Below are 12,256 nucleotides of genomic sequence, written 5' to 3'. Positions count from 1 at the left end.
CGACTCAAAAGATCGCTGAAGGCCATTAAATCAAGAGTTTTTCAAACTCTCGCCCGCCGCTGCTCCCACCAGCTGACGAGCAATGTGGTAACCAAGCCCGCCGGCACGCCAAACACTCCGGCCGAGATGGGCTGAATACCCCACCAGAGTGCCTCGCCACGGAGGACCGACGGCAGCACCCCCTGCAGCCCAGGCACATGAGAGACCATGTAGTACACCGTCACGGCCAGGCCCAGCAACATGCCGGCCACCGCACCACGGCGTGTCGTGCCGCGCCAGAAGATGCCCAGCACCATGGCCGGCACGAAAGCCGAGCCTGCCAGAGAGAAGGAGGCCGAGACCATGGGAAGAATGTCCGAAGAGCGCCGAGCAGCCACAAAGGCCGCCGACAGCGCCACCAGCAGCAATGCGAACTTGGAGAGAATCACGCGCTGCTCGGGCGAGACACGCCGCTTGCGCGTATCCAGGCGCTGGCGTTCCTGGAAGTATAGATCCCGTACCAGGGCATTGCTGATCGTCAGCAGCAGACCGTCGGCCGTGGACAATGCCGCCGCCAACCCGCCCGCAGCCACCAGGCCGGAGAGGACATAAGGCATGCCGCCCAGCTCGGGCGTGGCCAGCATGATGAGGTCGGCGCCCATGCGGATCTCGCCAAACTGCAAGATGCCGTCGCCATTGATGTCCTCGACGGCCAGCAACGAGCTGTCGACCCTGGACCACTGCGCTATCCAGTTGGGCAAGGCATCGAAATGCGTGCCCACCAGATTGCTCATGACCTCGAACTTGACCAGCACAGCCAAGGCCGGTGCGCCAAGATACAGCAGGCCGATAAAGAACAGCGACCAGGCCACCGAGGTACGCGCCGCCGACACCGAGGGAACCGTGAAGTAGCGTGTGAGCAGATGCGGCAGCCCAGCCGTGCCGACCATCAGGCAGAACATCAGCGCCAGAAAGTTGCGTCGACTTTCCTCGTAGGCCCGCTGCTCGGCCGGCGAGCCATCCGGATCCCCCGCGAAAGGCTGACTTTGCAGCGGCATGCCACCCAAGGGCCTGGCCCGCTCATAGGCCTCGTGCAACTCACGGCTCCAGAGCTCGCGCGCCGCCGCCTCGTCCTTGGGCATGGCGGCCAGCTCCCGACTGGCAGCCATGATGGCGCCGATATTGCCGCTGCTGGTGCGCAGCTCGCGGATATGCTCGCTCAAAGCCTGGCGTTCGGCCGCCAGCACATTGGGCACATCGCGCAGCTTGGCCTGCAGCACCTGAGCGCGGGTGCGGTAGGCCTCCAGCACCGACTGCTCGGCTTCCGAGGAAAGCAACTGCTGCTCCATGGCGCCAATCTTGCCCAGTTGCTGGCTATAGGCCAGTTGCGCCCAGGGGTTGCCCAGCTGCTTGTAGGCCAGCCAGGAGACAGGCAGCATGAAGGCCAGCAATATGACCACGTATTGCGCCACCTGGGTCCAGGTGATCGCCCGCATGCCGCCCAGGAACGAGCACAGCAGCACGCCGCCCAAGCCCAGCATGATGCCGATCTCGAACTGCACGCCGGTCAGGCGCGCGGCAATCAGGCCCACACCATAGATCTGCGCCACCACATAGGTGAAGGAGCAGGTAATGGCAGCCAGCGCGGCAATGATGCGCGGCCAACGTCCGCCATAGCGCGCCTGAAAGAAATCCGGCACGGTATAGAGATTCATGGCCCGCAGATAGGGGGCAATCAGCATGCCGACCAGGCAGAACCCACCCGTCCATCCCAGGACATAGGCCAGTCCGCCGGGCTGCGTACCGGTTCCCGAAAAGCCTTGCAGATAAAGCGCACCGGAGAGGCTGATGAACGAGGCTGCGCTCATCCAGTCGGCAGCAGCCGCCATGCCGTTGTAGAAAGGAGGAATGCGTCGGCCGGCGACGAAATACTCCTCGGCATCGCTGGTGCGCGAATACACGCCGATGGCCGCGTACACCATCACCGTGGAGAACAGGAAGATGGGCCCGATCCAGTGGCGAGAGAGCCCGCGCTCCTCGGCCCAGAGCATGGTCAGCAGAAAGCCTGCCGTTCCCAGCACATAGAGAAACAGGATGCGATGCAGCCGCCAGTGATAGGCACGGCTCAGAACTGGCCGCTCAGGCATGAGGGTCGGTGGCGGCGAGAGAGGCTTGGTGAGCCGCGGCCCGCTTGTGGGCCTCGTCACGCGCCTGCTGGCGTTCAAAATAATCCATGGCCACACAATAGACCACGATGATGAGCAGGAACATCAGGACCGCCCCTTGGGCCGCCATCCAGTAGGCCACGGGCCAGTCGGGCACCAGCGCCTGGATATCGCGCGCAAAGTAGCAGGTGCCAAATGAAGACACCACCCAGACGCTCAGCAGCAAGGCCTTGAGTCTCAGGTGGTGCGTATCGTGCAGATCCGGCGGGAAGGTGACTTCCACCGGATTGCCAAAAGCGTCGAATGCCTGTCGCGGGGCATCCGACACGGCATCGTCATGCGTAGGCGCGTGATGCGTCTGCACGGCGATGCAGCGGCTTATTCAGCCAGCTTCTGCCAGGTGGAGACCACGCTGTCAGGGTTCAGAGAGATGGACGAGATACCTTCGTCGGCCAGCCACTTGGCAAAGTCGGGGTGGTCCGAAGGGCCCTGGCCGCAGATGCCCACATACTTGTTCTGGTCGCGGCAGGCCTTGATGGCACGGGCCAGCAGCTTCTTGACGGCGGGGTCACGCTCGTCGAAGTCGGCGGCCAGCAGCTCCAGACCGGAGTCGCGGTCCAGGCCCAGGGTCAGCTGGGTCAGGTCATTGGAGCCCACGGAGAAGCCGTCGAAGTATTCGAGGAACTCCTCGGCCAGCACGGCGTTGGAAGGCACTTCGCACATCATGATCAGCTGCAGGCCGTTCTCGCCACGCTTGAGGCCGTTTTCGGCCAGCAGCTCGGTCACGCGCTTGGCCTGGCCCAGGGTACGCACGAAGGGGATCATGATCTTGACGTTGGTCAGACCCATGTCCTCACGCACGCGGCGCAGGGCTTCGCACTCCATCTTGAAGGCTTCGCCGAACTCGGCCGAGATGTAACGCGCTGCACCGCGGAAGCCCAGCATGGGGTTCTCTTCCTCGGGCTCGTAACGGCTGCCGCCGATCAGCTTGCGGTATTCATTGGACTTGAAGTCGGACATGCGCACGATCACGGGCTTGGGCCAGAAAGCTGCGGCAATCGTTGCCACGCCTTCGGTCACCTTGTCGACGTAGAAAGCACGGGGCGAAGCATGGCCGCGGGCCACGGACTCGACCGCCTTCTTCAGATCGGCGTCAACGGCGGGGTAGTCCAGGATGGCCTTGGGGTGCACGCCGATGTTGTTGTTGATGATGAATTCCAGGCGGGCCAGACCCACGCCCTCATTGGGCAGCTGGGCAAAGTCGAAGGCCAGCTGGGGATTGCCCACGTTCATCATGATCTTGGTGGAGATGCTGGGCATCTCGCCGCGCTTGACCTCGGTCACCTCGGTTTCCAGCAGACCGTCATAGATCTTGCCGGTATCGCCTTCCGCGCAGGACACGGTGACCAGTGTTTCGGCCTTGAGCAGATCGGTCGCGTTGCCGCAGCCCACGACGGCAGGGATGCCCAGCTCGCGTGCAATGATGGCTGCGTGGCAGGTGCGGCCACCACGGTTGGTGACGATGGCCGAAGCCTTCTTCATGACGGGCTCCCAGTTGGGGTCGGTCATGTCGGTCACCAGCACGTCGCCGGCCTGCACCTGATCCATCTGCGAGATGTCGGACACCAGACGCACGGGGCCGGTACCGATCTTCTGGCCGATGGCGCGGCCTTCGGCCAGCACGGTGCCCGTGCCCTTGAGCTTGTAGCGCAGCTCGGCCTGGCCCTTGGCCTGGCTCTTCACGGTTTCAGGGCGCGCCTGCAGGATGTAGAGTTGGCCGTCGGTGCCGTCCTTGCCCCACTCGATGTCCATGGGGCGGCCGTAATGCTGCTCGATCACCAGAGCGTAATGCGCCAGTTGCTGCACTTCCTCGTCGGTCAGCGAATAGCGGTTGCGAAGCTCGTGGGCCACATCGGTGGTCTTGACCAGCTTGCCGTCGGCAGCCTTTTCCTCGGGTGTGGCAAAAATCATCTGGATCAGCTTGGAGCCCAGATTGCGGCGGATCAGCGCCTTGTTGCCAGCCTTGAGCATGGGCTTGTGCACATAGAACTCGTCGGGGTTCACGGCGCCCTGCACCACGGTCTCGCCCAGGCCGTAGCTGGAAGTGATGAAGACCACTTCCTCGAAACCGGATTCGGTGTCGATGGTGAACATCACGCCGGCAGCGCCCTTGTCGGAGCGCACCATGCGCTGCACGCCGGCGGACAGGGCCACCACATCGTGCTCGAAGCCCTTGTGCACGCGGTAGGAGATGGCGCGATCGTTGTACAGCGACGCGAACACTTCCTTCATCTTGTGCAGCACGTCTTCGATACCCACCACGTTCAGGAAGGTTTCCTGCTGGCCGGCAAACGATGCATCGGGCAGGTCTTCTGCCGTGGCGGAAGAACGCACGGCGAACGATGCCTCGGCATTGCCGCCTTGCAGACGGGCAAACTCCTCACGGATGGCCTGTTCCAGATCGGCAGGGAAAGGCTGGTTTTCCACCATGGCGCGGATTTCCGCGCCCACAGCGGCCAGAGCGCGGACATCGTCCACGTCCAGGGCAGCCAGCTTGGCGGAGATCTTGCCAGCCAGACCTTCAAATGCCAGGAACTCGCGGAATGCATGAGCCGTGGTGGCAAAGCCGGTAGGCACGCGCACGCCCTGGGGCAGCTGCGAGATCATTTCGCCGAGCGAGGCATTCTTGCCGCCTACGGACTCGACATCAGACATTCTCAGTTTTTCAAACGGAACGACCAGAGCGGTCGCTTCGAACAGTTGAGACATGGGAAGCTCCAAAGTTAAAAACCGGTACGCAGGCGGCTCTGGGCTGAATGGCCAGGGCACGCGAACCCATGCTGCTTGAGTGCAGTGCTTTGCTGTTCTGGATGTCGACCGTCAACGAGCATGGGCTTGAATTTGGGAATAATGGGCGCCATTGTAGGCTGAGCCGGCGAGCGTCGCGTGGCTCAAACCAGATTCAGAGTCCGGGACATGGCATTGCTTGCACAGGTCCCACCTAATAACTGCGCGCACCATGCATACCCATACGATTTTTGTCATTTCTGACGGCACAGGCATTACGGCCGAGACCTTCGGCACGGCCATCATGGCCCAGTTCGAGAGCAAGCCGAGGCTGATTCGCATCCCCTTTGTGGACTCGATGGACAAGATTCATCAGGCCGTGCGCCAGATCAACCATGTGGCCGAGGTGGAGAAGAGAAAGCCCATCATCTTCACCACCCTGGTCAATCAGGAGATGCTGGAATTCCTTGAAGCCAACTGCAAGGGCAAGCTGTTCGACATGTTCGGCACCTTTGTGCGCCCGCTGGAGGTGGAACTGGGCCAGAAGTCGCTGCACCGCGTGGGCCGCTTTGCCGACATCAGCGAGAGCAAGGAATATCTGGAGCGCATGGAGGCCATCAACTACACGTTGGCTCACGATGACGGCCAGACCCATGCCGACCTGAGCGGCGCCGACGTGATCCTGGTGGGCGTCAGCCGCTCGGGCAAGACGCCAACCAGTCTGTACCTTGCCATGCAGTTTGGCCTCAAGGTGGCCAACTATCCACTGATTCCCGAAGACTTCGAGCGCAAGCAACTGCCGCCCGCGCTGGAGCCCTACCGCAAAAAGCTGTTTGGCCTGACGATTCAGCCCGAGCGCCTGTCCAGCATCCGCAACGAACGCCGCCCCGACTCCAAGTACGCCAGCCTGCCCAACTGCCGCTACGAGGTGGCCGAGGCCGAGGCCATGATGCGCAGAAGCGGCATCGAGTGGCTGTCCAGCACCACCAAGTCGATCGAAGAGATTGCCACCACCATCTTGCAGGAGGTGCTGCCGCAGCACCTCGGCCATTGACGGATAGTCCCCAAAACAGGCCCAGGGGATTTGCCCGGGCCTGTATTGACGGAGCACACGATCCGGCTATTTCTTCCGCGCCCCCAGCGGACAGGTGCTCAGGCCTGCCAGCGAATACAGCGGGCAGAAGCGCAGCAGACCGGTAGCCAGGGGAATCACCCCCAGCCAGCCCCACCATCCAATGCTGCCAATCGCCGCCAGGACGATCAGTGCCAGGCCCAGGGCAATGCGAAGTATGCGGTCCAGACCGCCGACGTTGAATTTCATGCTGACTCCCTGCGTTGCAGGCATTCGGATGGAATGCCGGATTCAATATACTTTGAAGTAGTATATTTTTATATATATTGATTGCAATCTGCTGGGGCGCGGCATCCGTGACGAGCATTGTTTTCTTGCGCCAGCGCAAACAAATGTCGATGAGCGAGGCCGCAGGCCCTCTTGCTCGGATCAGCTTTGTGGTGGCCAGTTCAGCTGGGCCTGCTGCGGCAGCTCCTGCAGCAGATAGTCCACCAGGGCGCGGACCTTGGCCGGCACATATTGACGGTCCTTGAAGCAGGCGAAGAAGTCCAGCGGAGCATCCTCGAACTGCAACTGCCCCTTGCGCGCCGGCTTGAGTGCCAGCGGCACCAGCCGCCCCCTGCGCAGCTCCTCATGGACGATGAAGCTGCCGGCCCATGCGATACCGCCACCGGCTGCGGCAAATTCCACGAGGGCATCGATATCGCTGCCTATGGCCGCTATCTTCTGCTGCGGGTCGGTGCGCTGGCCATCGCGCAGAAAGGGCCAGCGCATAAGCCTGCCGTCGCGCTCTCGCCGATACAGCAGACAGGCATGCCCGAGCAACTCCTGTGCCGTCTGCGGTCGGCCGTGCTTGTGCAGATACTGCGGCGAGGCACACAGAATGCGCGGCACCGAGGCCAGCAACCGTACCGACATGCCGGGCTCCAGCACATCGCGGTAGCGCACGCTGATGTCCACATCCTCCTTGAGCACGTCCACATGCCGGTCCGTGATCAAGAGCTCCAGCTCCAGCCGCGGATGCAGCGCGGTAAACGCCGGCAGCAGCGGCGCCAGCACATGGCGGCCGAAGGCGGCCATGCAGGCAATACGCAAGCGGCCTTGCAGCTCTCCATGAATCAGCGAGAGATCGGACTGGGCCTTTTCAAGCTCGTCTAGCACCGGAGCGACGCGCGCCAGATAGCGTTCGCCGGCCTCGGTCAAGGCCATGGATCGGGTGGTGCGGGTGATCAGGCGCGTGCCCAGTTCGCGCTCCAGCCTTGCGATGTTCTGGCTGGCTGCGGCGGGCGAAATGCCCAGCTGGCGCGCAGCCGAGGCGATGGAGCCGCCCTCCAGCGCTTTGACAAAGGTTTCTATGGCTCGCAGATTCGGCATGACTGCGAATGTATCCCCAATTCAATTCGAAAGTTCTGCTTATGAGTGCAACAAGCCCCGGGCCTCTACCGCCGACTGCCGGTGATGCTTACAGTTCAGCCCTGTTTCCCATCCATGCATTCGGCCCGAACCGCTGGCAGACCCACTCCCGCCGCGACAACGCCGAATGCATTTCCTACATCGCTTTCATGAATTCTTCTACCAGCTCTTCCCCATCAAGACTTTCGGCGCTGAAGCTGCACCGGCGCTACACACCATTTGTCTTTGCGTTTTTCATGGCCGGCATCATGGCGTTCCTGATGTGCTGCACCATCGTGGCGGCCAATACCGGCTTTGACAGCGGCTATGTGCGGCGCGTGTTCAGTTCCTATGCGCTGGCCATGCCGGTGGCATTTTTCTGCGTGATGATGGTCAGGCCGCTGGTGCTCAAGCTGGTCGCGCTGACCGTGCATACACATTGATATCCAAGTCATGTGCTATTGAATCTGAAGCAGCCTGCGCATGACCGGCTTCAGAATTCAATTCAATCTACTGAAATCTCAGGCAGGCAAAGCGGTATCTGCTACGAAAATATATTGCAGCGCGCCGTCGCTGCTGTGCACTGGATCGCACTGCATGCCCCAGACCTGGCGCACCAGCGCAGGCTGCAGCAGATCCAGCACCGCACCGTGGTGCACTCCGGCATCACCGCCCAGCACCAGCACATCGTCGGCATAGCGCAACGCCAGGTTCAGATCGTGAATCACCGCCACCACCCCCACACCCTGCTGCCCGGCCCAATGGCGCAGCAGGCGCATGGCATGGTGCTGATGGGCCAGATCGAGAGCAGCGGTGGGCTCGTCCAGCAGCAGCCAGCGCGCCGCTCCGTCGGCGGGCGGTTGCCAGATCTGCGCCAGCGCCCTAGCCAGATGAGTGCGGGCCCGCTCGCCGCCCGACAGCGTGTTGATGCTGCGCTGCGCCAGATGATCGACTCCAGTCAGCGCCATGGCCTGCGCCCCAATCTGCGCCTCATCGGTACCGGGCTGATGACGATGTGGATAACGCCCCAGCTCCACCACCTCCTGGGCCGTGAAGTCAAAGGCCACGCTGCAATCCTGGGGCATGACGGAGCGCCGACGTGCCAGGCCCTCCATCGCATGCCCGGACAGCTCCAGCCCGTCGAGCAGAACCTGCCCCGACTGAGGCGCGCGCTCGCCCACCAGCATGGACATCAGCGTGGACTTGCCCGCGCCATTGGGGCCGAGGATGGCGGTAAAGCGCCCGGCCGCAATCCGTACATCCACCGTCGCCAGGCGCGGCCCCTTGGCCACGCCGACGCCCAGATTGCGGCATTCGAGGCTGGACGGACTGTGGTGCGCACTCATACCTTGCTCCTGAACTGACGCAGCATGGCCAGAAACAGCGGCACACCGATAAATGCGGTGAGCACGCCCAGCGGCAGCTCGGCCGGCTTGACGATGGTGCGCGCCACGGCATCGGCGCTGACCACCAGCGCCGCCCCCAGCAGGGCCGAGCCCGGCAGCACCACGCGATGATCGGGACCGGCAATCAGCCGCACCCAGTGCGGCGCGACCAGGCCGATGAAGCCGATGATGCCCGTGGTCGCGGTCACGGCGCCCACGGCCAGCGCAGCCACCATCACGGCGCGGCGCTTGGTTTTCTCGACGGCCACGCCGAGCAGATTGGCCTGGGCCTCGCCAAGAGCGATCGCATTCAGCGGCCTGGCCAGCGCCAGCGCCGCCGCCGCGCTGACGGCCACGGCCGCCGACACCAGAGCTACCGCACTCCAGCGCGAGGCACCCAGGCTGCCCAGCAGCCACATCTGCAGATTGCGCAGCTGCTCGTCCGTCGACACAAAGCTCAGAAAGCCCAGTCCGGCGCCGGCCAGCGCATTGATGGCAATGCCGGCCAGCAGCATCAGGCCGATGCGGGTCATGCCCTGGACCTGGCCCAGTACATAAACCATGGCGGTCACGGCCAGACCGCCGCCAAAAGCCATGGCCACCAGGGCCCAGCTGCCCAGATGACGCGGCAGCCAGGGCAGATACAGGCCGCCCAGCACGATGGTGATGCCGGCAGCCAGGGCTGCGCCGCTGCTCACGCCGATCAGCCCGGGGTCGGCCAGCGGATTGCGAAACAGCCCCTGCATCAACGCGCCGGCCAGCCCCAGTCCGGCTCCGGCCGCTACGCCCATGAGCAGGCGCGGCAGGCGGATATTGAGAAAGACCAGATGCTCGGGGCCGCTGTCCACGGCAGCGCCAAAAAGACTGCGAAGCCCGTCCCAGACAATCCCTGGCAGTTGCCCCGGTGCAATGGCATAGGCCCCGCTGGCACTGCCCCACACCATGGCCAGCAACACCAGAGCCGCCCCCAGCAGCAGGGCTGCGCTGCGGCTGAGCCGGCCAGCCGGCGTGCGCCAGCGCGATGCGACAGGCAGCTCGACTGCTGGCTTTGGCACCACGCTCCCCATGCTTGCGCCCATGCTCAGGCCACCCACTGCAGAGCGCGCATATGCAGCGCCTGCACAGCGCTGGGCAAGCGCGGACCAAAGCCCAGCAAATGACTGGCTTCCAGTGTCACCAGTGCCTTCTTTGCATAGGCGGGCGTCAGGACCAGCTCGGGCCGCTTCCAGAAGGCGGCCTCTCCGCCCAGTGCTTCAATGCCTTGCGTGGTGTTGATGATGACCTCGGGCGCCGCGCTGGCCATGGCTTCGGCAGTCAGGGGCTTGTAGCCGTCGAACTGGTCGATGACATTGACACAGCCCGCGTACTGGATCAGCGCATTGGCTGCAGTGCCCTTGCCTGCCACCTGCGGACTGCCGCTGTGCGAGAGCACAAACAGCACGCGCGGCTTGCGCTGGGCCTTGGCCACTTGAGCCTGTACGCTGCTCCACTGCGCATCGAGCTGGGTCAGCAGCTTGTCGGCCTCGCTGGAACGACCCGTCTCGCGTCCCACGACCTTGACCTTTTCCTGCACTTCGGCCCAGTTGTGCCTGGCCGCAACCAGCGATACACGCACGCCGGCCTGACGGATCTGATCGAGCACCACGGGAGGTCCGGCCTCGCTGGTTGCGATCACCGCATCGGGCTTGAGCGAGAGCAGGCCTTCGGCCGAGAGCTGGCGCACATAGCCGACCTTGGCGATTTTTTGCGCTGCTTCGGGGAAAAGGCTGGTGGTGTCGGTGCCCACCAGCAGGCTCTGGGCATTGAGCAGATAGACCACCTCGGTCAGCGCGCCGCTGAGCGACACCAGCCGTTTCGCCCCAGGCGCGGCAGCGGCGGTCTGTGCCAGGGCCGGCAGGGCCGTACCCGCCATGGCCGCGCCCAGCCATTGCAGACCCTGGCGTCGGGAAATGCCTTGTGTGCTCATGCGGCCTCCGCCACTGCAGTCTTGCGCGGCAGGCCGGCCACCAGATCGCGCCAGCCTTGCAGCTCGGGCTGGCCGGGCTTGCGCTCGCCAAAGAACATGGCCATGTTGTTGCCTTCGGCATCAAAGGCCTCGACCGAGGTCACCACGCCATCGCTGGTGGGTTTGCGCACCACCCAGACATTGGCGATCAGGTCGGTGCGCAGATGCAGGTTGAAGCCCTTGTCCAGCACATTGATCCAGCGCACGCCGTCCTTGCCGTCCATGGGCTGGATATTGCACACGGGGCCGGTGTGGATCTGGATGCAACCGCTGCTGCCCACAAACACCATGATGGAGACACCGTCCACCGCCGCATCGCCCAGCAGCTGAGCGACAGCGTCGGTGCTCAGGCGCTCGCAGTACTGAGGCACCAGACGGAAGGCCTGCTGGCGCTCGGCTCCGAACCTGCGCAGCATCTCGAAAAACTCATGCGTGTCCTGCATATCGGTCCAGGCCTGGGTCAGCGCGGGCACGTCGATCTCGGCGTCGGCCTTGATCGCAGGCTTGGCCGCAGGCGCGCGGAACACATAGCCTGCGGACGGCTCGGCAAAGCGCTCGACCAGTGCATTCCATGCCGCCATGTCCGTGGTCTCGCGTGCAAACACCTTGTGCACTGCACGGCCGGCGGCGTCATAGAACTGCAGGCTGCGCATGGCGGGGCGGCCGCCGTTGGCGGATTCCTCGGTCACGGCAAAGCCGGCATGCCAGTGCATGAAGAACAGGCGCAGATCGATCTCGCGGCTCAGCGCCAGACCCACCGGGCCCTGGGCCGACAGGTTCTGGTAGATGCCGTCCTTTTCATGCACGGTGGACTCGTTGCGCGTCAGCGCCATCACCGGGCCGCAGGCTTCAAGGGCTTTAAGAATGTCCAGCCATTCGGCGCGCAGCGGCAGCGCCTGCAGCGTGCGTTCATGCACGCCACCGTGAGCGGCAATCACCGCGCCTTCGCTCAGCTGCAGGGCTTCGGCAGCATCCTTGGCGCGCAGGCCTTGCAGGCGCTTCTGGGCAAATTGCTCGCGAATCTGCACTGCGGTCATGGTCTGGATTTCGGGAGATGTGATGGCGTTCATTGCAGGGTCTCCGGGCTGTGATGCCAGTGTGGTTGTGGGTTGGAAAACTCGTCGTCGGAACGGGGCGCCGAAGCCTGGGCTTCGACTCCGGAATCAGGCTCGGACCGGGCCAGCACCTGGGCCACGGTGGCCCAGCGCTGGCCCAGCCGCTGCAGAAAGTGGCGCATGTCGTCGGAGCGCTCGCCGCCGTCCAGGCCTTCGGTCATGCGCACCAGCTGATCCGATACGCGCTGGGCCATGGGCGCGCGGTGCGCTGCACAGCAGCCCTGGCTGAAACCGGTCATCAGCGCCAGCACCGTGGCCAGCTGGGCTTCGCCCTCGGTCAGCAGATATTCCTCATCGCGGCTGCCAGAGGCACTCTGGGCATTGGCGGTGTTCTCATAAACAGACATGGCACACTC

At 63.7% G+C, this 12,256-nt stretch carries 12 protein-coding genes; 2 read left to right on the top strand and 10 right to left on the bottom strand.

The features are described from left to right. Positions 1-41: 41 nt before the first annotated feature. Genes NOX35_RS06910 through ppsA form a run of 3 tightly spaced genes read right to left on the bottom strand, consistent with a single transcriptional unit; the run spans position 42 to position 4,913 of the window. Positions 42-2,126, bottom strand: coding sequence for a VC_2705 family sodium/solute symporter (locus tag NOX35_RS06910; RefSeq protein ID WP_182286131.1), 2,085 nt, complete (start codon positions 2,124-2,126; stop codon positions 42-44). Beyond that, positions 2,119-2,508 (bottom strand): DUF4212 domain-containing protein, encoded by a 390-nt coding sequence (locus NOX35_RS06905; protein ID WP_371878522.1) that lies wholly within the window; start codon positions 2,506-2,508, stop codon positions 2,119-2,121. The genes NOX35_RS06910 and NOX35_RS06905 overlap by 8 nt, the downstream gene beginning before the upstream one ends. Positions 2,509-2,522: 14 nt before the next feature. Further along, on the bottom strand, positions 2,523-4,913 hold the full coding sequence (gene ppsA / locus NOX35_RS06900) for a phosphoenolpyruvate synthase (RefSeq protein ID WP_256496211.1): 2,391 nt from the start codon (positions 4,911-4,913) through the stop codon (positions 2,523-2,525). Between the two features lie 250 nt (positions 4,914-5,163). Between ppsA and NOX35_RS06895 the strand changes: the two genes are divergently transcribed. Beyond that, a complete protein-coding gene (locus tag NOX35_RS06895) occupies positions 5,164-5,985 on the top strand; it encodes a pyruvate, water dikinase regulatory protein (protein ID WP_003057637.1) in 822 nt (273 codons plus the stop codon). Positions 5,986-6,051: 66 nt separating this feature from the next. Here the strand turns inward: NOX35_RS06895 and NOX35_RS06890 are convergent, their stop codons facing one another. Both NOX35_RS06890 and NOX35_RS06885 read right to left on the bottom strand, forming a co-directional pair. Further along, complete coding sequence (locus NOX35_RS06890) at positions 6,052-6,252, bottom strand: DUF2892 domain-containing protein (protein WP_182286129.1); 201 nt, start codon at positions 6,250-6,252, stop codon at positions 6,052-6,054. 180 nt (positions 6,253-6,432) lie between these two features. Then, positions 6,433-7,377 (bottom strand): LysR family transcriptional regulator, encoded by a 945-nt coding sequence (locus NOX35_RS06885; RefSeq protein WP_182286128.1) that lies wholly within the window; start codon positions 7,375-7,377, stop codon positions 6,433-6,435. Between the two features lie 188 nt (positions 7,378-7,565). Here NOX35_RS06885 and NOX35_RS06880 point away from each other — a divergent pair, with 188 nt between their 5' ends. Further along, positions 7,566-7,838, top strand: a complete 273-nt coding sequence (locus NOX35_RS06880) for a DUF2798 domain-containing protein (protein ID WP_256496210.1) — start codon at positions 7,566-7,568, stop codon at positions 7,836-7,838. 78 nt (positions 7,839-7,916) lie between these two features. Here NOX35_RS06880 and NOX35_RS06875 read toward each other — a convergent pair whose 3' ends face one another. From NOX35_RS06875 to NOX35_RS06855, 5 genes are read right to left on the bottom strand one after another with little or no spacing between them, the layout of a single operon-like run. Beyond that, on the bottom strand, positions 7,917-8,741 hold the full coding sequence (locus NOX35_RS06875; RefSeq protein ID WP_182286126.1) for a heme ABC transporter ATP-binding protein: 825 nt from the start codon (positions 8,739-8,741) through the stop codon (positions 7,917-7,919). Continuing rightward, entirely contained in the window at positions 8,738-9,847 is a 1,110-nt protein-coding gene (locus NOX35_RS06870) for an iron ABC transporter permease (RefSeq protein WP_256496892.1), read from the bottom strand. Before NOX35_RS06870 ends, NOX35_RS06875 begins: the two co-directional genes overlap by 4 nt. A 14-nt stretch (positions 9,848-9,861) precedes the next feature. Further along, on the bottom strand, positions 9,862-10,746 hold the full coding sequence (locus NOX35_RS06865) for a hemin ABC transporter substrate-binding protein (RefSeq protein ID WP_256496209.1): 885 nt from the start codon (positions 10,744-10,746) through the stop codon (positions 9,862-9,864). After that, a complete protein-coding gene (locus tag NOX35_RS06860; RefSeq protein WP_256496208.1) occupies positions 10,743-11,855 on the bottom strand; it encodes a hemin-degrading factor in 1,113 nt (370 codons plus the stop codon). The genes NOX35_RS06865 and NOX35_RS06860 overlap by 4 nt, the downstream gene beginning before the upstream one ends. Further along, entirely contained in the window at positions 11,852-12,247 is a 396-nt protein-coding gene (locus NOX35_RS06855; RefSeq protein WP_256496207.1) for a hypothetical protein, read from the bottom strand. Before NOX35_RS06855 ends, NOX35_RS06860 begins: the two co-directional genes overlap by 4 nt. Positions 12,248-12,256: the final 9 nt, after the last annotated feature.

It is taken from the genome of Comamonas sp. C11 (assembly GCF_024496285.1).
Lineage (GTDB): Bacteria > Pseudomonadota > Gammaproteobacteria > Burkholderiales > Burkholderiaceae_C > Comamonas > Comamonas testosteroni_F.
Note: the sequence above shows the minus strand (reverse complement) of the source record. Positions and strands in the feature narration are given on the sequence as shown.